Consider the following 19,853-nt stretch of genomic DNA (forward strand, 5'->3'; position numbering starts at 1 on the left):
GCGGAGGTCAGGCGCGGGAAATCGTGATGCCCTCAAGGACCAGCTGCAGGAAGCGCGGGCTGCCGTCCCTGCCGCCTGCCGCCTGCTCCCGCACCCAGGCGGCGCCGCTGAGGAGGTCGAACAGTTCGTCGGGGGTGAGGTCGGGCCGCACGCTGCCCGCCGCCTGCGCGGCGCGCAGCAGGTCGGCGCCGCTGCGGTGCATCGCGTTGCACATGGTGTGCGAGGGCGTCCCCTCGTCGTACATGCTCCGGGCGAGGATGCCGACCAGGCCGCGGAAGGTGCTGAAGTGCGCGACGGCCTCGCGCATCCACGCGGTGAGCGCGTCGAGCGGGTCCGGAGCGCCGGACAGCCGCTCGGCGTGGGAGACCAGGTTCTCCAGGCCGTCCCGGGTCGCGGCCTCGACCAGTGAGGCCCGGGTGGGGAAGTGGCGGTACAGCGTGCCGATCGCCACCCCGGCCTGGCTCGCGATGTCCTCCAGTGACGCGTCGGCTCCGGTGCTCTCGAACGCCTTGCGGGCCGCGGCCAGGATCGCGTCGTAGTTGCGCCGGCCGTCCGCCCGTTTGGGGCGCTGGGCGATGTAGGGCTTGCCGTCCATCGGCTACCTCCCGCTTGACATCCTGAGGGTGCCTCAGTTTGAATGCTCCCGATTAACCTGAGACGACCTCAGTATAGGTGCGGCCTGCAATCCGATCGCGCCTCACCCCTGCCCCCCATCAGCGGACCGTGGAGGTTCCATGGCCACCGAAACGACCCCCGAAAGCGTCTCCGGCACACCCCGGGACGTCCCCGACCGCGGCTGGGCCCTCGCGCTCGCCGCGATCGTCGGGGCCGAGTTCATGCTCCAGCTCGACGGCACCATCGTGAACGTCGCGCTGCCGACCCTGCAGTCCGACCTCCACCTGACGGTGGCCGGGGGGTCCTGGGTGCCCAACGGCTTCTTCCTCGCCTTCGGCGGGCTCCTGCTGTTCGCCGGACGCCTCGGCGACGTGCTGGGCCACCGCCGGGTCTTCCTCGCCGGGATCGGGCTGGTCGTGGTGGCGTCGCTGGTCGCCGGTCTCGCGCCCAACCTCGAAGTGCTGCTCGCCGGCCGGATCCTGCAGGGCGCCGGCGCGGCGATCTGCGGGCCCACCGGCCTGGCACTGCTGGCGATCGTCTTCCAGGGCGAGCGGCAGCAGCGCGCCTTCGGGCTCTACTCCACGGTGACCGGGCTCGGCGCCTCCGCCGGCATGGTCCTCGGCGGCCTGCTCACCTGGGTCGGCGACTGGCGCTGGAGCCTGCTGGTCAACGTGCCGATCGGGCTGGTCCTCGCCGTGGTCGCCGCCCGCGCCCTCGGCCTGCGCGACGAGACGAGGCGGTCGCGCTCGCTCGGCCTGCCGAGCGCGCTGCTGAGCACCGCCACCCTCACCACCGCCGTGTACGGCCTGGTCCACGCCGCCGAGAAGGGCTGGGGCGACCGCTGGACACTCGCGGCGCTCGGCGCGGCCGTCGTGCTGGCCGTGATCCTGCTGCTGGTGGACCGGCGCTCGGCCGAGCCGCTGCTGCCCCTGGCGGTCCTCGCCGGCCGCGAACGGGCCGGGGCCTTCCTCAACCTGGTGCTGCTCGCGGCGGTCCTGACCAGCTTCCTGATCTACCTGGTGCAGTACCTCCAGGGCGTGCTCCACCTCGACGCGCTGCGAAGCGGCCTGGCCATCCTGCCGTTCGGCCTCGCGCTGCTCGTCAGCACCCAGATCCTCACCTCGTACATCGCCAAGATCGGCCTCAAGACCCGCGCGGTGGCCGGCCTGGTGGTCGTGCTGGCCGGAGTCGCGTGGCTGACCCGCCTCGACGGCGACAGCACCTACCTCACCGGGGTGCTCCCGGCCCTCGTCGTCATGGGGCTCGGGGTCGGCGTGGCGATCATCCCGTTCAACATGATCGTGCTCACCACCGCACCGCCCGAGTACGCGGGTGTGACGGCCGGAGTGCTGCAGACGGCGCTCACGATCGGCGGATCGCTCGGCCTGGCCGCGATGCTGATCCCGCTCACCCAGGGCTCCGGCGGCCTCGCCGAGACGATCTCGTCGGTCTTCGTGTGGGCCGCCGCCGCCCTGGTGATCGCGCTGCTCGTCGCGCTCGTCTTCTGGTACCGCCCCGGAGCGCGGAGGGCCACCTCCGCCGCCTGACGGGGCTGACGGGGCCGTTCCCCCCGGGTCCCGTGGTGAGGGGCGAGCCGTCCGCAGCCGGCCCGCCCCTCACGTGCTCCCGCCCGGCGCTTCATGGCCGGCGGCGTACGTGACCCTCAGCCGGCGATGGCGAGTTCGGCGTCCGAGGAAAGGATCGCGAACTGCAGCCGGCGCATGGTCTTGCGGGGATCGAGCCCGAGCTCCTCCCGCAGCACCTGGCGGGCCGACTGGAAGACGTCAAGGGCCTCGGCGCGCCGCCCCGCCCGGTAGAGCGCGAGCATGAGCTGCTCGCGCAGGTTCTCGTTCAGGGGGTACTCCTCCACCCACCGCGACAGGTCGCCGATGAGCTCGCGGTGCCGTCCCAGCCGCAGCGAGCACGTCGCGATCACCTCCAGGCACTCCAGCCGTGCCTCTTCCGCCCAGCGGGCGAAGGAGCCGACGATGAGCCCGTTGTCGATGCCGGCGAGCACGGGCCCCCGGAACAGGCGCGCGGCGGCGGTGAACGCCTCCAGCGCGCTCCCGGGGTCGCGGTCCAGCATGTCCCGCCCCCGCGCGTGCAGGGACTTGAGGTGGAACACGTCCACCGATCCCTGGTCGACCTCCAGGAGGTATCCCTGGGCGTGCGTCCGGATGGCCGCGCCGTCCACGGCGGGCTGCACGAAGTTCTTGCGGAGGTGCGAGATGTACACGTGCAGGGCGGCGCGGGCCCGCTTCGGCGGTTCGTTCCCCCACAGCTCGTCGAGCAGCTCGTCCGTCGAGATCGGCTGGTTGGCGCGGATGAGAAGCGCGGCCAGCAGGGTCTCGACCTTGGGTGCGCTGATGGTGTGCGTCGCCTCGTCCACGAGGCGCAGTGGCCCGAGCAGTTCGTATCTCACGCGTCTCCTCCTCGCGGCTCTTACGGGACAGCAGTACTGAAAGCCGCACTTATCCACCCGATGACGACATTTTTGCGATCGGTCCACGCGCTGACATCAGCGAAAGTGCGTACGGCGGTCTCCGCGGGTGCGTACGCGGTGGATCAGTGGAGGTCCAGAGCCACGTCCAGGCGGAGGTAGGCGTCGACCCAGGCCCGCTCGGCCGTCTCGTCGCCGGTGTCGGCCCGCGCCGCCGAGAAGGCCGTGACGGCCCGTGCGACGCGGTGCAGCCCGAGCACGGTCAACCGCCGCGCCGCCGCGACGAGCCGGTCGTCGTACGTCGGCGGCAGGTGGGACAGGCCGTGATGGGCCGCTTCGGCGAGCAGCCCCCGGGTGTCGATCAATGCCGCGGTGAGTGGTTCGTGCCGGTGGTCCTCGGCGACCGCGAGCCTGCCGCTGCCGCCGGGAGGCCGAAGGTCGGGGACGACGACCCGGCCGCCGCCCCGCCCAGTTCGTCGAGCAGTTCCAGCATCCCGGGGGTGTGCAGCACCTCCTCCCTGGCGAGCGCGAACAACCCGGTCAGCCGCTCCCCGGCCGACGCGGGGACGAACGCGCCGCGCACGGCCCGCACGGGGTCCGCGGCGGCCGTACCACGCAGCGACCAGCCCAGTCCCAGAGACGCGCCGCGCAGGTTGGGCGGCGCGTCCCGGCAGGCGGCGAGCCGGTCCGCGACGCCCAGCGCCGCGGGCGTGTCCAGCCCGAGCGGCGGGCCCGCGTGCCTGAGTGCGTCGCGTACGGCGGTCATGGCGTCGACCCGCCGGAGATCGGCGGGGGCGGGGCCGCCGCGCACGCCTTCGGCCAGCCACAGCGCCCGGCGGGTGGCGGCCCGGACCACCGTGCCCACAGTGGTGCCGCCGCTGGTGCGGAACAGGTCGTCGTGGCGCCACATCGCCAGGGCGACGGCGACGACGCGGCCCAGCGCCCCCAGGTCGGCCGCCGCTTCGACGCCCTCGTCAGGTCGTCCAGCACCTGCCCGGTCAGGTCGCCGACGCCGCACAGCGCCGTGTCGAACAGCACCTCGGCCAGTTCGTCGAGGCCCGCGCCGGGGATCCGTGTGGCGAGGGCGGCGGCCGCCGCCTCCTGCGGGTCCACGCCGTACCCGTCGGCCGCTCTGCCGGCGTCGTGGATGATTTGTGGCCTTCGTCGCCTCAGTGGTGTGAGATGTGAAGATCACTGATGCTGATCCCGAGTGAGACAGGCGAGAGCATGACAGGTGACCAGGGCCGCAGGGCCCTCGTGGTGCGGGGTGGCTGGGCAGGGCATGTCCCGGTGGAGGCCACCGAGCTGTTCATTCCGTTCCTGGAGAAGAACGGGTTCGAGGTGGTCCGGGCCGACTCCCCGGCGCCGTACGCGGACAGCGCGTTCATGGCGGACGTCGATCTCATCGTGCAGTGCTACACGATGGGCACCATCGAGCCGGAGGAGATGCGCGGGCTGGACGCCGCGATCCGGGCGGGCACGGGGATGGCGGGATGGCACGGCGGCATCGCCGACTCCTTCCGCAGCGCCTCCGACTATCTGCACCTCATCGGCGGGCAGTTCGCCTGCCATCCGGGGAAGGATCCGGCCGAGTGGCGCGAGGGCGCGGAGGAGAACTACTTCGTGCCCTACACCGTGAACATCCTGCCCGAGGCGGCCTCGCATCCCATCACGGAGGGGATCGCCGACTTCGACCTCGTCACCGAGCAGTACTGGGTGCTGACCGACGAGTACGTCGACGTGCTGGCGACGACGACCCAGAAGGTCCGGCCGTGGGACCCCTGGCACCGGGAGGTCACCTCACCGGCGATCTGGACCCGGCGATGGGGGAGCGGGAAGATCTTCGTCGCGACCCCGGGCCACAACCTCGACGTCCTGCGGAACGACAGCGTGCGCACCGTCATCGAACGGGGGATGCTCTGGGCCTGCCGGTGAACGCGGGGAACCGCGGGCGCTGACGGCACGGAGAACGGCATGGAGAGGGGAGCGGGCGTGACCGCCCGCTCCCCTCTGTTCTTCACGTCGGCCGTACGTCGCGGCGCACGGCCCGGTGGGTCAGCCGATCGTGCAGGCCGAGCCGTTCAGGCTGAAGGCCGAGGGGGTGGGGTTGCTGCCGTTGTGCGTGCCCTGGAAGCCGAACGTGGTGCTGGCGCCGGGCGCCAGCGAGCCGTTGTAGGACACGTTGCGGGCGGTGACCGACGAGCCGCTCTGGCTGACGTCGGCGTTCCAGGAGCTGGTGATCTGCTGGCCGCTGGAGAAGGACCAGGTCACCGCCCACCCGTTGATGGCGCTGCTACCGGTGTTGGTGACGGTGATGTTCGCGGTGAAGCCGTTGTTCCACTCGTTCTTCACGTAGGACACGCGGCACGGCCCGCCGCCCTGCGGCGAGGAGGGCGAGGTCGAGGGCGTGACCGAGGGCGAGGGACGGGTGGAGGGCGAGGACGACGGCGAGGCGGAGGGGCTCGTGGTGGTGCCGTTGATCGTGACGTTGGAGTTGCCGCTGCTCTGGTAGCCCTCGGTGGCGAGGATCTGGTAGTCGTGGCTACCGAGCTGCATGCCGTAGCGGGCCCACGCGTCGAAGTGGTTGCCGACGGTGATCGTACCGCCGACCCGCTTCTGCTGACGGACGCTCCAGTACTGGTTGAACGTCTGGTTGCCGTCGATCGACGGGGCGTTGTAGCGGGTCGTCTGGTAGACGTCGTAGGTGCCGCCGTCGCTGGTGACGGTGCCCTTGAAGGTGCCGGTGGGACGCCAGGAGCCCCAGCTGTCGACGATGTAGTACTCCACCAGCGGACCGCGGGTCCATCCGTACAGGGCCAGGTAGGCGTTCCCGGAGGGGTTGAAGCTGCCGGAGTAGGTCACCGTTCTCCGCGCGCCGGGCTTCCAGCCCTTGCCGGCGACGAAGTTGTTGGTGTTGCGCCAGGAGGTGCTGTAGTTCCCGCCCGATCCCAGGTCCATGGAGACGGTGCCCTGGCTGTCGGTCCAGAACGAGAAGAAGTAGCCGTCGTGGGTGCCGGTCTGGTTGGTGGTGACGGCCGCGTGGGCCACACCGGGCAGCAGCGCCACCACGGCGGCCAGCACCACCGCGGTCACACGGCCGACCAACGACCGCAGACGGCCGCGGCCTCTCGAGTGCACGTTCATGTAGGTACTTCCTCCTCGTGAAAAGGCCGAAGGCGGCCGGGCGGCGTCGGGCCGTCGGTAGCGTGTGCGGGTCACGGTCGCCACCGGACGTCGGCGTCGCACAACGCGGCGGAGGGTGACCGGTCGCCATGTGGGTGACGAACCGGAGGACCACAGCGCGGTCGGTGACCGGTTCCGGCAGCGGCCCCTCGCCGACGAAACTATCGGTTGAACGGCGAAAGTGTCAGATGGCGTCCGTACCGCTGTCAACGACGCGTGTGAGACAGGCCGGGACCGACGATCTCGCCGGAGTCATCGCCCCTGGCCACCACCCCTAGCGGCCGGTCGCGGCACGAGGCGGACGATGAAAATTTCGAGGAAGGGGCCGGTCGCCGCCGGAAACGGCACATGATCCCATCGTACGATCAGTCGACGCACTCGCTTCGCCGCCCGCTGTGGCCGGAATCGTGAAATTTTCACCGAGACTGACCGGCTCTTCACCGCCCGGAGTTCGCCCTCGTGCGACCGGGCGATCGGCCACGACCAGCGTTTACGTGAATCGCCCCCTGCCCAAAGGGGGCTGTGTCCCCTCCGAAATCGTTGACACCCCAAGTCAGGCGTGCCGATACTTTCGTCAATACGCCGATAGTTTCGGGATCGAACCGATCACGATTGCCGGCCGCGACTCTTCTCCCGGCCGTTCTCGGCTTATTCATGAGGAGGAAGTACGTACATGAACGACGTTATGGCCCATTCGAGGGGCCGCGGACGCGGCTCTCTGCGGTCGTTGGTCGGCCGTGTGACCGCGGTGGTGCTGGCCGCGGCGGTGGCGCTGCTGCCCGGTGTGGCCCACGCGGCCGTCACCACGAACCAGACCGGCACCAACAACGGCTACTTCTTCTCGTTCTGGACCGACAGCCAGGGCACCGTCTCCATGGATCTGGGATCGGGCGGGAACTACAGCACCTCCTGGCGCAACACCGGCAACTTCGTGGCCGGCAAGGGCTGGAAGCCCGGCGGACGCCGGACCATCACCTACTCCGGCAGCTTCAACCCGTCCGGCAACGCCTACCTGGCCGTCTATGGCTGGACCCGGGGTCCGCTGGTGGAGTACTACATCGTGGACAACTGGGGCACCTACCGCCCGACGGGGACGTACAAGGGCACCGTCACCAGCGACGGCGGCACCTACGACGTCTACCAGACCACCCGCTACAACGCCCCGTCGATCGACGGCAACCAGACGTTCAACCAGTACTGGAGCGTCCGTCAGCAGAAGCGGACCGGTGGCACCATCACCGTCGGCAACCACTTCGACGCGTGGGCCCGCTACGGCATGCAGCTCGGCAGCCACGACTACCAGATCCTCGCCACCGAGGGCTACCAGAGCAGCGGCAACTCCAACATCACCATCGGGGGCTCCGGCAACCCCACGTCGAACCCGACCACCACTCCGCCCCCCGGTAACGGCGGCTGCACCGCGACGCTCTCCGCCGGGCAGCAGTGGAGCGACCGGTACAACCTCAACGTCTCGGTGAGCGGTTCGAGCAACTGGACCGTGACGATGAACGTGCCGTCCCCGGCGAAGGTCCTCTCCACCTGGAACGTCAGCACCAGCTATCCCAGCTCCCAGCAGCTTGTCGCCAGGCCCAACGGCAGCGGCAACAACTGGGGTGTGACGATCCAGCACAACGGCAACTGGACCTGGCCGTCGGTCTCCTGCTCGGCGAGCTGACCCACCCGCCACACGGCACACGTGGCGCGGCGGCTCAAAGCCGCCGCGCCACGTCTCTGTCCCACTCCGGCACGTTCATGGGGAGGTCGCGCCGGCGGCGGTCACCGCCCGACCTCCATCAGATCAGGGAGTCGAACTCTCCGGTCTTGACGCCGCTGATGAATGTCCGCCACTCGGCGGGAGTGAAGGTCAGTCTCGGGCCGTCCGGGTCCTTGCTGTCCCGTACGGCCACCACCCCCGGCAGATTGACGGCCACCTCGACGCACTGACCGCCGTTATCCGAGGAACGCGACGACTTCCGCCAGACAGCGGCACTCAGGTCCACTCGCGTCTCACTTCCTCGATGACTCGGAGGGATACGTGCTCAGGATAGGCCCACAGTCGTATCGCCTCATAGCGCTTCCAAATCGCGGAAACGTGGTCGCAATCGGTGGTGATATGTCCCTGCGCGGGTGAATCCGCGTGGACCGCATCGGGCTCCCCCCGCGCGAACTCGGCGATCATGAAGGCGCCTGCCAATCCCGCCACGCATTCCGGATCGACAACCTGGATGGCGACGGCGGGTCGCTGCGCGCTCTCAAGCAGGTGATCGAGTTGCTCCCGCATCAACTCGGCAGCGCCGATCCTGCGGCGCAACACGCCCTCGTCGATGAGGGCCAGGTAGAACGGGGGATCGTCCCGATCGAGGATCCGCTTCCGCTGCATGCGAGCTTCGACATGGTGCTCCACCTCATCGGGACCGATCTGCCGTCCTCGGCTGAACAGATGCCGGGCGTACGCCTCGGTCTGGAGGAGGCCGGGGACCAGGAGGGGGTCCCAGGAGCGGAGGACGCGGGCGGTGGGCTCGATCTCCTCGACCCAGCTGCGGAACCAGACCGGGGCGCCGGGCTGGGCGACGATGCGCTGATAGAGCCGCGTGAACGAGACCCCGTCGGGCGTGCCGAAGAGTCGGTCCAGCCGTTCCGCGTCCGACTTCGACGGGGTTCGGGTGGCCTTCTCCAGGCGGCTCACCTGGGTCTGGGTGCGGCCGAGGCGCGCGGCCACCGCCGCCTGCGAGAGCTGCGCGGCCTCCCGCAGGCGGCGTAGCTCGGCGCCGAATCGCACTCTCGGGGACGCCGGATCGAGAGACGGCACAACATTCATCGCATTACCTCCCGATCCAGGCAATTCCATGCGGCGTACGCGGGGTAATTCCGTGTCAAGTCCAAGACAGGCCAGGGGGCGTCATGGCCTGCGCTGTTTCGGCCTGATGAACCACTCGCCGGCCCGATGACGGAAAGGCAGTCTAGGCGCGGGTCGTCCATTCGGGAAAGCCGGATAAAAGCAGAGCGCTGATTTTCCCGGCGACTGCGGGGCCGATTCCGGATGAATGCGGTGATTCTCCTCCGCCAACCGGGCGAGGGGAGGTCCGCACAGGGCGGGGACCCCAGACTGGAGGCGATCGGTGACGGCGGGCGAGCGGCACGAGAGGTTCGGGACGGGCCGGGACCCGCGCGGCGCGGGCGTGCCCGCCTCGCCGGGCACGCGGCCGTACGGCACCTGGCGGCGGAGGTTCCCCGGGGCGGACAGGTCGGTCTCCGAGGCCCGGAAGTGGGCGCGCGGCCTGCTCGCGGAGCGGGTCGCGGCCCCGGTCCTCGACGACGTGCTGCTGCTGCTGAGCGAGGTGGTCACCAACGCGGTCACGCACTCCGACTCGGGCCGCGACCAGGACGGCCGTGTGACGGTGCGGATGACCCGCGACGCCGGAGGCGTACGCGTCGAGGTGCGCGACGGCGGATCGGCCGTGGATGCGCCGGTGATGCGGGCGCCGGACGCCGAGGCGGCCGGCGGGCGCGGCCTGTGGCTGGTGGACGGACTCGCCACCGCGTGGGGCTCGTGGCAGGACGACACCGGCGCATCGGTCTGGTTCCGGGTGGCCGCGCGCCGGTGACGTACGGCGGGCCGTCGACACGCACGTGATCGATGCGGCGGGACGTGCCGCACCACGGCTTCAGGTGGGTGGGGTCATCGGCTGGTGAGGCCGGCCAGGATCGTCCGGAGCCGCGAGAGGAGCGCGGCCACGTCGTCCTCCCGCCCGACCGGCACGCGCAGGTGGTCGCGCAGCCCGATGGGAGTCATGTCGGCGGCCCAGGCGTGGCCGCCCGCCCGCAGCTCGTCCGCGACCCGCGACGCCACCCCGGGCAGCCGGACGAGCACGAAGTCGGCGGCGGAGGGGAGGAACTCGACGCCCAGTTCCGCCAGCCCCCGGCACAGCGACTCCCGAGCGGACCGGTTGGCGGCGCGGAGGCGTTCCAGCAGGACCATGTCATGGGAGGGCGGGGCGGCGGGCGGACGCGGCGCGGCCAGGCGCCCCACCACCGCGGGCGCCCCGATCAGATAGCCGAACCCCGGCGACCCGTAGGTCCGCAGCACGCAGACGTCGGTCCCGTACCGCGCGCCCCACCGGGCGGAGGTGAAATCCGGGCCCAGCGCGAACTCCGCGCTCGACTCGTCGAACACGACGAGCGTGCCGTACCGCCGGGCCGCGGCGCAGAGCGACCGTACGGCATCCGCGCCGAGCACTCCGCCCGTGGGATCGTGCGGGTTGGCCACGATGACCATGCCGGCGCCGCGCGCCATCCGCGCGCACAGCTCCTCGGCGCAGATCCGGTAGTCGCGCAGGGGCAGTTCCACGAACGGCACCCCGGCGGCGCGCAGGCTGTCGGCGTGCCCACGCCGCGTCTGCGCGTTGATCACGACGGGCCGGGGATCGGCGCGGCGCGAGGCGGCGAGCAGGCGGATCAGCTCGTCGGCGTCCGCGGCGACGGCGACCCTGTCCTGCCCGACGAAGTGGCGCCGGGCGATCCGCCCGGCCAGGTCCGGGCCGGAACAGGACAAGGTGCGCATGGTCGTCCTCCTGCCAAGGACCACAGGGGCCAACAGGGCTGTTCGCACCGTAGCCGAGCGCGCTATCAGGGTGGTCTCACCGCCGCCGCGGCCTCAGGCCCGCCTCCGCGTGGTCTCGGACGGCTCTCGCGGGCCGCCTCCGGCGCGCGCGCGATGGCACGATCGAACGCATGGACCAGCGGATGATGCGAGCCTATCTCGACCGCATCGGCGCGCCGGCGCCGCGCGCGGCCGACCTCGACACGTTGCGTGAGCTGCACCAGCGGCACCTCTACCACGTGCCGTGGGAGAACATCTACACCCGTCTCGGTACGCCGGTCACGCTGGACGAGGACGTGTTCCTCGACAAGCTCGTACGGCTGCGCCGCGGCGGCGGGTGCTACGAGCTCAACGGCGCCTTCGCCGCGCTGCTGCGCGAGATCGGGTACGAGGTCACGCTGCTGGCGGCGGCGGTGTTCGAGGAGGACGGCACGCCCGTCTTCCCGCTCGACCACCTCGTCCTGCGGGTCGACCTGGACGGCCCCTGGCTGGTGGACGTGGGGTTCGGCCAGTTCAACGTGTTCCCGCTGCGCATGGACACCGACGAGCCGCAGCGCGACCCCGGCGGCGAGTTCCGGGTGGTCGAGGCCGGCCACGGCGACCTCGACGTGTACTGCGACGGCAGCCCGCGCTACCGGGTCGAGGCGCACCCCCGGCGGCTGCGCGACTTCGTGCCGTCCTGGGACTGGCACCAGGTGTCGCCCGAGTCGTTCTGGAACGCGATGGACCTCTGCTCGCTCAGCACCCCCGACGGCCGGGTGACGCTGCACGGCAACCGGCTGATCACGACGTCGGGCGGCCGTACGACGGAGGTGACGCTGGAGGACGAGCAGGCGGTCGTGGCGGCCTACCGCGACATCTTCGGCATTCACCTGGACCGGTCGCCGGGAGCCTGCTACGCCGAGCGCTTCGCGACGACGGAGTCCCTCAACGCCTGAAGCGCGACCTGAAGCGCGTGAGCGCAGCCCCAAGGCCTCGCGCGGTCGCCACCCCCCGGCGCCCGGCACCCGGTGCCCGGCGTACGCGACGCGACCCGCGAGGCCCCCGGGGCGCCGGGGAGCGCCACCGGCTCGGTTACAGAGCCCGGTGGCAGAGTTCAGTGGCAGAGTTCAGTGGCAGAGTTCAGTGGCAGAGCTCGGTGGCGGAGCTCAAAGGTCGAGCTCCGTGGTTGAGCTCGGTGGTCGAGGTGGTCAGCTCAGTGGTCGAGCTCAGTGGTCGAGCAGGGCGGCGACGTCGTCGACGATGACGTCGAGGCGGCTGCCGGTGCCGAAGATGCCGTCCACGCCCAGGGCCAGCAGCGTGTCCCGGTCCTCGGCCGGGATCGTGCCGCCGACGACGACCCGCAGATCCCCCAGCCCTTCGGCGTCCAGGGCGCTCATCAGGCGACGGCACTCCTGCAGATGGTTTCCCGTCAGAGAGGAGAGGCCCACCAGGTCGGGCCGCTCCCGGCGGACGGCGGCCACGAGGTCCGCGGGGGTGGTGTGCCCGAGATAGACCACGTCCATCCCGGCCTCCCGCAGCCCGTTGCACACCACGATGGCGCCCCGCCAGTGGGCGTCCATCCCCAGCTTCGCCACGACGCCCTTGCGGCCGCTCAGCACTCCTGCCACAACGGGAACTCCCATCGTCCCAGCTCGTCGCGGAACACCCGGCCGAGCTCGCCCAACGTGACATCCGCGTCGACCGCGTCGAGGACCGCCGGCATGACGTTCTCACCGTCCCGGCAGGCGCGGGCGACCAGCTTCAGGGCGACGCCGGCCGCCTCCCGGTCGCGGCGGGACCGCGCCCGCTCCAGGGCGGCCACCTGCCGTTCGAGGCTGCCTTCCGGCAGCTCGAAGCGGTCCAGCTCCTCGGCGTCGCCGTCGAGTTGCGTGTTGACGCCGACGACCAGCCGCTCGCCGTTCTCGATCGCCTTCTGGTCGGCGAAGGCGGTCCGTGCGAGCTCCGCGTGCACCCATCCCCGCTCGGTCGCGGCCACGATCCCGCCGAGCTCTCCGATGCGCTCCAGGACGCGCCGCGCGCGCTCCTCAAGCTCGTCGGTGAGGTACTCCACGAGGTAGCTGCCGCCGAGCGGGTCGGCGACCTTCGCCACCCCGGTCTCGTGCAGCAGCACGTACTGCGTGCGCAGCGCGGTCAGCGCGGCGTGCTCACTCGGGATGCACACCGCCTCGTCGTACCCGTTGACGTGCAGTGACTGGGTGCCGCCGCACACCGCGGCGAGACCCTGCAGGGCGCTCCTCGCGATGTTGACGTGCGCGTGCCGGGCGCTGTTGGTGACCCCTGACGTCTGCACGTGGTAGCGCAGCAGCTGCGCCCGCGGGTCGCGGACGCCGAGCTCGTCGCGCACCCAGTGCGCCCACATGCGGCGCAGCGCGCGATACTTCGCGACCTCCTCGAAGAAGTCGCTGTGGGCGCTGAGGAAGAAGGTGACCCGGGCCAGGACCGGCTCGGCGGCGAAACCGCGGTCGAGCAGCGCCCGTACGACGGCCTGCCCGTGGGCCAGGCACAGGGCCATCTCCAGGACCGCGTCCGCGCCGGCCTCGCGGTAGTTGTAGCCGCTCACGCTGACGGGGTTCCAGCGCGGCATCGTACGCAGCGCGAACTCGGCCAGGTCGCACGCCAGGCGGAAGGACCCGGCGGGCGGCAGCGCCTCGGGCGCGATGGTGATCGCCGTCTCCATCAGGAAGTCGTTCTGGCTGGTGCCCGCGAGGCGGGCGGGCGCGAAGCCGCGCCGCTCGGCCGACCGCACGTACATGGCGAGGTGGGGCACCGCCCCGATCGGCTGGGAGGAGACCAGGGAGACGCTCACCTCGTCCAGCGGGATGCCGTCGAAGAGCGTGTCGAAGTCGCCGCGCAGGTCCACGGCGACGCCGCCGCGGCCGACATCGGCCCCGGCCCTGGGGTCGTCGGAGTCGAAGGCCCGCAGGCTGGGATAGTCGAAGACGCCGTTGATCCCGGTGGCCCCGCCGTCGAGCAGCATCCGGTAGCGGGCGTTGGTCTCCTGGGCGGTGCCGAACCCGGCGAGCTGCCGGATGGTCCAGGGACGTTCGCGGTACATCCCCGGACGGATGCCGCGGGTGTACGGGAACCCGCCGGGCAGGCCGAGCCGGTCGTCCGGTCCGCCGGCGAGGTCGCCGGCGGGGTCCACGGGGTCCCGCTGCGCCGTACCGGGGACCGCGACCTCCGGCAACGGCACGCCGCTCGCCGAACGGATCCGCGCGTCCTCCGCCGGCTGCTCCATCACGCCGTCCATGAGGCCGAGGCTGACAGGTGCGCGCGGGGGTGACCAATCGCCGAGAGCGTCCCGAGATCGGCCGGAGTCGCAGGTGAGAGGGCGTGCGGCGGGCGCCCGCACCGGACCTGACAGACTAGGGGTCATTCCCCCTTGCCAGGGCCGACCTCGTCGTACGGTTTGCTCCATGACTGGATCCTTGACGGGCAAGGTCGCGCTGGTCGCCGGAGCGACCCGGGGAGCGGGCAGAGGCATAGCGGTCGAACTGGGCGCCGCGGGCGCGACCGTCTACTGCACCGGGCGGTCGAGCGGATCCGGGCGCTCGGAGATGGACCGGCCGGAGACCATCGAGGAGACCGCGGCCCTGGTCGACGCGGCCGGCGGCCACGGCATCCCGGTGCGGGTGGACCACCTCGTGCCCGACGAGGTGCGGGCGCTGGTCGCCCGCATCGAGAAGGAGCAGGGCGCCCTGCACGTCCTGGTCAACGACATCTGGGGCGCGACCAAGATGGAGTGGGACAAGCCGGTCTGGGAGTCGGACCTGGAGTACGGGCTCCACCAGCTCCGCCTGGCCGTGGACACCCACGCGATCACCAGCCACTTCGCGCTGCCTCTGCTGATCAAGAACCCGGGCGGCCTGGTGGTGGAGGTGACCGACGGCACCGACGAGTACAACGCCGCCAACTACCGGGTCTCCTTCTTCTACGACGTGGCCAAGGGCGCGGTCAGCCGCATCGCCTTCGCGCTGGCGCACGAGCTGAAGTCGTTCGGCTGCACGGCCGTGCTGCTCACCCCCGGATGGCTGCGCTCGGAGTTCATGCTGGAGCAGTTCGGCGTCAGCGAGGAGAACTGGCGTGACGCCACGAAGTTCTCCCCGCACTTCGCCATCTCCGAGACCCCCGCGTATGTGGGGCGCGCCGTCGCGGCGCTGGCCGGCGACCCCGAGGTGGCGCGCTGGAACGGCCAGTCGCTGTCCAGCGGGCAGCTCGCGAAGGTCTACGACTTCACCGACGTCGACGGCAGCCAGCCGGACGCGTGGCGCTACCTGGTCGAGGTGCAGGACCGCGGCCTGCCGGCCGACACGACGGGATATCGCTGACCGTCCGTCCGCCTCGGACGGCGGCGGGGAGACCGGGGTGAGAGCCCCCCTCGTTAGCGTGTGGCGGCGCTCCGACTCGCGGGCGTCGCCGTGGAAGAAGACGTCGCCGTCGAAGGCGAAACACGGCCGGGCTGAGGAGGAAGAACCGGTATGACGACGCTCACCGATGTCGCCTCCGGATGGTCGCTGTCCGACCACGTGCCGGACCAGGTGATCGCGAGCTGCCTCTACGACTCCCAGGGGTGGCTGCGCGAGTGGGAGAACAACCCCATCGAGCACCGTGTGCGCCACGCCTACGTCCACACCCGGCCCGAGGGCGCGGACGGGTCGTCCGTGCTGCCGCTCTACCTCACCACCCGCTCGCCCTTCTGGCACGGGTACGAGGTGCAGGTCGACCTGGTGGGCAGGTTCGGCAACCCGATCATCTTCGCCGGGTCGACGTACTCGATGTACAGCAAGCGCGGCCCGGTGCCCGCCGATCTGATCCGCGGCGCGTACGACACCGCGATGGAGTGGATCGCCGACGGCGAGGCGGAGACGCTGGTCGTGCCCAACCTCACCAAGGCGGGCGTGGCCGACTGGGTGGCCACCGTGGGCCCCCCGACGGGCCGGGTGCTGCTGGAGCGCACGTACTCCTGCGAGATGTCGCGCGACTACGAGGCCCACGTGCACGAGCGCCTGCCGAACAAGATCCGGCGGGACGTCGCGCGGCGGCTGCGCCGGGCAACCGAGCGCGGGCTGCGCGTCGAGATGGTCGAGGGCGACGCGGCGCACGACCTGGTCCCTGCGGCCTTCCCGCTGACCGTCGACACGAGCGACAAGAACGACTGGCCGGCGCTGTTCGACCAGGAGGCGCTGCACTCCATGCTGCGCGTGCCCGGGGCGATGATGCTCACCGCGAAGCTCGACGATCGGCTCGTCGGCGCGTTCTTCGCGTTCCGCCGCGGCGACGAGGTCACGTACATGTGCGGCGGGGTCGAATACGCGACGCTGAACGAATACAGCACCTACATCGCGCTGATGTACGGCGGCACCCGGTGGGCCTACGAGAACGGCATGCGCCGCATCGAGTGGGGCCGGGACAACTACCGCTTCAAGGAGCGGCACGGCCTGACCGGGACCAACCTGTACGCCCTGGTCTACACGCCGCGGCCGCAGCCCGACCTCAGCGTGGACATCGCACACATGCACTGGGTGCTGTTCGACTACATCGAGGCGCATTGATGACGCCTGCCCGGAGGCGTGCCGCGCTGCTGTTGATCGCGGTCATGAGCGTCAACGCCTCCTACACCGTGCTCATCCCGTTCGTGCCTGAGCTCCAGCACCGCGCGGGAGCCGACCCGACGGTGATCGCGCTGACCTTCGCCCTGTTCGCCGCGGCCAAGACGTTGTCCCAGCCGCTGGGCGGGCTGTGGGTGGACCGCTGGCGGCCGGGGCACGTGGCGTTCGTCGCCCAGCTGATCGCCGCCGCCGGAATCGTGATCACGGCGGTGGCCCGCGACCCGCAGACGCTGCTGGCGGGCCGCGTCTGCTGGGGGCTGGGGGAGGGGCTCGTGACGCCCGCTCTCTACGCGGGAATGGGCCTGCTGTGCCGTCGGTACGGCCTGTCGAGCAGCCGGTTGATCGGCAACTTCGGCACCGCCGCGATGGCGGGCTTCCTCATCGGCCCGCTGGTCACCGGCGTGGCCGCGCCGCTGGGGCTGGAGACGTTGTTCTTCGCGGGTGCCGCGGTCACGGCGGTGACCGCCTTCGGGCTGTTCCAGGCGATTCCCCGGTCCGGCGAGGAAGGGCCCGAGGAGGCCGAGGCGGACGACGCGCCGGCGGCGGACGGCGCGGGCGCGGGCTCGGCGGGCCCCTGGTGGTTGTGGGTGCTCGCGCTGGGCGCGCTGGACCTGTTCGCCAACGTGATCTACTCGGCCTTCGAGCCGATGCTGCCGCTCTACCTGAGCGCCGGGCGGGACGGCTCGGTACGCGGCACGATCTCGGTGGTCTTCTCCGTCGGCCTGGCCACCTTCGCCCTGTTCACCTGGGCGCTCGGCCGCTACACCGAGCGGCTGCGGCTGATGACCCTGATCCGCGCCGGCATGACGCTCATGGCACTCGGCCTGGCGGGCCTGACCCTGAGCGCGGAGGTGGTGCCGGTCGCCGCGTCCTTCGTCCTGTGCATGGCCGGCGCCGCGGTGCTCTACCTGACCGCACGGCGGGGCCTCATCGAGCTTCGCTCGGCGATGAGCCGTCAGGGGAAGGCGTTCGGGCTGTTCGGTTTCATCGGCGACTCCGGCAACGTGATCGGCCCGATCATCGGTGTCGCCCTGTTCGGCTGGACCGGCGCCACCTCCTTCCTGCTGCTCGGCGTGCTCTGCGTGGTCGCGCTGGTGGGGCTGGCGGCGGTGTCCGGGCGGCTCCGCGGCCCGCGGGCGGCCGAACCCACGGCGACCGCCGGAACCGCCGAGACCACCAAGACCAGCGGAACCGCCCCGACCACCGGGACCACGGAGGCGGCGGTGGCGGCGCAGGAGACCTCGCAGAGACCATCCTGATATCGGCTCGGGTGACAGTGATCGTCGGACTTGTCGAGCAGAATGCGGAGAGATCGAGCTCATGAGTGTCACGCACCAGCAGGTCTTGGAACCCATCGTCTGCGGTCATCCCGCGGCCGCCCGGTTGCTGCCCACCTTCGACGTCGCGCGGCTTCTCGAGGATCTGGACCGCCTGGACGACCACCAGTGGTCGTTGCAGCAGACCTTCACCTCCGCCGGGCTGGCCGAGCGGGCGCCCTACGACTGGCGCGCGCTGCCGCTCCGCAGCCCGACGGGCCGTCCCGAGCGCACCGACCCCGGCGGCGCGGGCCTGGACGAGTTCGCCGACACGCCCTGGCTCGCCCAGGCCCCCTACTTCGCCGAGATCCTGGCCTCGGTTCCGGCCCCCCTGCGCTGCGTGCGGTTGCTCGCGCTCGGGCCGGGCGCGATCGGTGAGGTCCACTTCGACACCAAGGTCGGCTTCCCGTGGGGGAACCTGCGGCTGCACGTGCCGATCACGACCAACCCCGGGGCCGCCCTGATCATCGAAGGGGTGGAGCACCGGTGGCAGCCGGGCACGTTCTGGTTCGGCGACTTCGGCCGGTGGCACCAGGTGCTCAACACCGGACAGGACAAGCGCATCCACATGATCGTCGACACGCTGATCACACCGGAGACGCTGAGCCTGTTCCCCCCGGACTTCCTCGAGACGCTGTCCGCCGACGAGGTGCTCTACGCCCGTCCCACGGTGCCGCTGGACGACCCCGAGCGCTACCACTGCGCGTTCGAGATCCCCGCGTCCTTCGCCGACTGGGAGGAGGCGGAGGGCCAGTTCCTGCTGCCCCAGCCGAAGCTCGCGGCGACCGTGAACAGCGACGACGACGGTAACCGCCTAGTCCTGACGCTGGACGGTGAGCCTGCCTTCGGTCTCGTCCACGTGGGCGAGGGCGAGTTCCGCTTCACCGGCTGGACGGAGGAGCGCACCATCCAGGTCGTGCCCGACGGCGCGGCCCCGACCGTCATCCTGCGGACCCGCAGGGGGACGGCCGAGCGCCGGCTGGAGATCCCCGCGACCCGGCGGATCCCGTCCGCGGCGTGAACCGTCGTCCCGTCCCGCCGGGCGGCGCGGCCCGGCGGGACGGTCACGACCGGCCCAGGAGGAGACAGTGAAGATCGAGACGGTGAACGGCCTGACGATTGGGCTGGTCGACGTCGGCGAAGCCGAGAACGGTGACTGGGAGCGCCACCGGGGCGAGCTGGACCTGGTCCGGGTCGTGGACCCGCCCCCGGAGTCGTGGCCGCGGCTGCGCGCCGCGGGTTTCGCCGTCCACCCCTCGTGGATCACGTGGATGGCCCCGGTCGCCGCGTCGGAGGAGGAGTTCCTGAGCCGGCTGTCGGTGCAGGAGCGGCGCAACGTGCGTCTCGGGTTGCGCTACGCGGCCGGGCGCGACGTCCGGATGGACGTGGCCGACCCGGTGGACGACCTCGTCTTCGACGACTTCCTCAAGCTGTACGAGCCGCACATCGGCGGCATGCGGCACGGCGTGCCGTACGCGAGCATGGAGCGCGAGGAGATCCTCGGCATGCGCGAGGACTACTTCGCCGTCCAGGCGTTCGAGGACGACACGCTCGTGGGGTGCTGCATGTGCCGCAAGCGCGCCGACGCCTCGACGGTGGTGATCCGGTTCGTGACGACGACCCAGGACAGCCGGCAGCACCGCATCGTCCGCGCGATGTACATGCGGGTGTTCGCGAAGGCCCGCGAGCTGGGGTACCGGAGCGTGTCCCTGGGCACCGACCCCGCGCTCTACGGCCACATCGCCAAGCCGGGGCTGTTCCGCTTCAAGAGCCGGCTGGGCTTCACCCCGATCCCGGCGCGGTTGTTCGGCACGATGGACGACCCCGACGAGGCCACCCGGGTGCTCCGCCTGGACACGCTCACCGAGCCGTCGCTGCTGATCTCTTACGCCATCGCCGACGACGCGGGAGCTGGCGAGATCACCTTCGACACCCCGCTGCGCCTGGACGTGCTGACCGGCGAGGACACCACCGACCCGGAGCAGGACCTGGGGCCGTACCGGGCGCCGTTCCTCACCGGCGTCGGCCTGGTGCGGATCGGCTGAATCCCCGTCCGGCCCCCTCGCCTGGTCCCTTGCGGGAGCGCC

Annotated in this window: 20 protein-coding genes; 10 read left to right on the plus strand and 10 right to left on the minus strand. The window is 71.2% G+C overall.

The window, feature by feature from the left end; translation table 11 throughout:
• Window positions 1–7: 7 nt before the first annotated feature.
• Window positions 8–595 (minus strand): TetR/AcrR family transcriptional regulator, encoded by a 588-nt coding sequence (locus tag HHX33_RS28385; protein ID WP_182877277.1) that lies wholly within the window; start codon window positions 593–595, stop codon window positions 8–10.
• A 139-nt stretch (window positions 596–734) separates the two neighbouring features.
• Here HHX33_RS28385 and HHX33_RS28390 point away from each other — a divergent pair, with 139 nt between their 5' ends.
• Complete coding sequence (locus HHX33_RS28390; protein ID WP_182877278.1) at window positions 735–2,162, plus strand: MFS transporter; 1,428 nt, start codon at window positions 735–737, stop codon at window positions 2,160–2,162.
• Window positions 2,163–2,278: 116 nt separating this feature from the next.
• On the opposite strand, the gene HHX33_RS28395 is transcribed toward HHX33_RS28390, so the two are convergent.
• The 3 genes from HHX33_RS28395 to HHX33_RS28405 form a co-directional block, all read right to left on the minus strand.
• A complete protein-coding gene (locus HHX33_RS28395) occupies window positions 2,279–3,037 on the minus strand; it encodes an AfsR/SARP family transcriptional regulator (RefSeq protein ID WP_182877279.1) in 759 nt (252 codons plus the stop codon).
• 143 nt (window positions 3,038–3,180) lie between these two features.
• Complete coding sequence (locus HHX33_RS28400; protein WP_182877280.1) at window positions 3,181–3,420, minus strand: hypothetical protein; 240 nt, start codon at window positions 3,418–3,420, stop codon at window positions 3,181–3,183.
• Window positions 3,417–4,073, minus strand: coding sequence for a hypothetical protein (locus HHX33_RS28405; RefSeq protein ID WP_182877281.1), 657 nt, complete (start codon window positions 4,071–4,073; stop codon window positions 3,417–3,419). Before HHX33_RS28405 ends, HHX33_RS28400 begins: the two co-directional genes overlap by 4 nt.
• 209 nt (window positions 4,074–4,282) lie before the next feature.
• On the opposite strand from HHX33_RS28405, the gene HHX33_RS28410 reads away from it, so the two are divergent.
• Window positions 4,283–4,990: a ThuA domain-containing protein gene (locus HHX33_RS28410; protein WP_182877282.1), complete on the plus strand. Its 708-nt coding sequence runs from the start codon at window positions 4,283–4,285 to the stop codon at window positions 4,988–4,990.
• A gap of 120 nt (window positions 4,991–5,110) precedes the next feature.
• On the opposite strand, the gene HHX33_RS28415 is transcribed toward HHX33_RS28410, so the two are convergent.
• Window positions 5,111–6,199: a glycoside hydrolase family 11 protein gene (locus HHX33_RS28415; RefSeq protein ID WP_182877283.1), complete on the minus strand. Its 1,089-nt coding sequence runs from the start codon at window positions 6,197–6,199 to the stop codon at window positions 5,111–5,113.
• A 712-nt stretch (window positions 6,200–6,911) separates the two neighbouring features.
• On the opposite strand from HHX33_RS28415, the gene HHX33_RS28420 reads away from it, so the two are divergent.
• A complete protein-coding gene (locus tag HHX33_RS28420; protein ID WP_182877284.1) occupies window positions 6,912–7,913 on the plus strand; it encodes a glycoside hydrolase family 11 protein in 1,002 nt (333 codons plus the stop codon).
• Between the two features lie 118 nt (window positions 7,914–8,031).
• On the opposite strand, the gene HHX33_RS28425 is transcribed toward HHX33_RS28420, so the two are convergent.
• Together HHX33_RS28425 and HHX33_RS28430 are read right to left on the minus strand one after the other, a co-directional pair.
• On the minus strand, window positions 8,032–8,238 hold the full coding sequence (locus HHX33_RS28425; RefSeq protein ID WP_182877285.1) for a DUF397 domain-containing protein: 207 nt from the start codon (window positions 8,236–8,238) through the stop codon (window positions 8,032–8,034).
• Window positions 8,229–9,056 carry a helix-turn-helix domain-containing protein gene (locus HHX33_RS28430; protein ID WP_182877286.1) on the minus strand — a complete coding sequence of 276 codons (828 nt, stop codon included), beginning with the start codon at window positions 9,054–9,056 and terminating at the stop codon, window positions 8,229–8,231. The genes HHX33_RS28425 and HHX33_RS28430 overlap by 10 nt, the downstream gene beginning before the upstream one ends.
• 301 nt (window positions 9,057–9,357) lie before the next feature.
• On the opposite strand from HHX33_RS28430, the gene HHX33_RS28435 reads away from it, so the two are divergent.
• Window positions 9,358–9,843: an ATP-binding protein gene (locus HHX33_RS28435; RefSeq protein WP_182877287.1), complete on the plus strand. Its 486-nt coding sequence runs from the start codon at window positions 9,358–9,360 to the stop codon at window positions 9,841–9,843.
• Between the two features lie 74 nt (window positions 9,844–9,917).
• Here HHX33_RS28435 and HHX33_RS28440 read toward each other — a convergent pair whose 3' ends face one another.
• Window positions 9,918–10,799, minus strand: a complete 882-nt coding sequence (locus tag HHX33_RS28440; protein ID WP_182877288.1) for an aminotransferase class I/II-fold pyridoxal phosphate-dependent enzyme — start codon at window positions 10,797–10,799, stop codon at window positions 9,918–9,920.
• A gap of 170 nt (window positions 10,800–10,969) precedes the next feature.
• Here HHX33_RS28440 and HHX33_RS28445 point away from each other — a divergent pair, with 170 nt between their 5' ends.
• Window positions 10,970–11,776: an arylamine N-acetyltransferase family protein gene (locus HHX33_RS28445; RefSeq protein ID WP_182877289.1), complete on the plus strand. Its 807-nt coding sequence runs from the start codon at window positions 10,970–10,972 to the stop codon at window positions 11,774–11,776.
• Between the two features lie 270 nt (window positions 11,777–12,046).
• On the opposite strand, the gene HHX33_RS28450 is transcribed toward HHX33_RS28445, so the two are convergent.
• Window positions 12,047–12,448 carry a cobalamin B12-binding domain-containing protein gene (locus tag HHX33_RS28450; protein ID WP_182877290.1) on the minus strand — a complete coding sequence of 134 codons (402 nt, stop codon included), beginning with the start codon at window positions 12,446–12,448 and terminating at the stop codon, window positions 12,047–12,049.
• Window positions 12,433–14,091, minus strand: coding sequence for an acyl-CoA mutase large subunit family protein (locus HHX33_RS28455; RefSeq protein ID WP_182877291.1), 1,659 nt, complete (start codon window positions 14,089–14,091; stop codon window positions 12,433–12,435). Before HHX33_RS28455 ends, HHX33_RS28450 begins: the two co-directional genes overlap by 16 nt.
• 166 nt (window positions 14,092–14,257) lie before the next feature.
• Here HHX33_RS28455 and HHX33_RS28460 point away from each other — a divergent pair, with 166 nt between their 5' ends.
• From HHX33_RS28460 to HHX33_RS37445, 5 genes are all read left to right on the plus strand, one after another.
• Entirely contained in the window at window positions 14,258–15,169 is a 912-nt protein-coding gene (locus tag HHX33_RS28460; protein WP_138462681.1) for an SDR family oxidoreductase, read from the plus strand.
• A 150-nt stretch (window positions 15,170–15,319) separates the two neighbouring features.
• Window positions 15,320–16,393, plus strand: coding sequence for a GNAT family N-acetyltransferase (locus HHX33_RS28465; RefSeq protein WP_182877292.1), 1,074 nt, complete (start codon window positions 15,320–15,322; stop codon window positions 16,391–16,393).
• On the plus strand, window positions 16,393–17,709 hold the full coding sequence (locus HHX33_RS28470; protein WP_182877293.1) for an MFS transporter: 1,317 nt from the start codon (window positions 16,393–16,395) through the stop codon (window positions 17,707–17,709). Before HHX33_RS28465 ends, HHX33_RS28470 begins: the two co-directional genes overlap by 1 nt.
• 61 nt (window positions 17,710–17,770) lie before the next feature.
• Window positions 17,771–18,787, plus strand: a complete 1,017-nt coding sequence (locus HHX33_RS28475; protein WP_182877294.1) for an aspartyl/asparaginyl beta-hydroxylase domain-containing protein — start codon at window positions 17,771–17,773, stop codon at window positions 18,785–18,787.
• A 67-nt stretch (window positions 18,788–18,854) separates the two neighbouring features.
• Window positions 18,855–19,811 (plus strand): GNAT family N-acetyltransferase, encoded by a 957-nt coding sequence (locus HHX33_RS37445; RefSeq protein WP_182877295.1) that lies wholly within the window; start codon window positions 18,855–18,857, stop codon window positions 19,809–19,811.
• Window positions 19,812–19,853: the final 42 nt, after the last annotated feature.

It is taken from the genome of Microbispora sp. H10670 (genome assembly GCF_014161385.1).
GTDB lineage: Bacteria > Actinomycetota > Actinomycetes > Streptosporangiales > Streptosporangiaceae > Microbispora > Microbispora triticiradicis.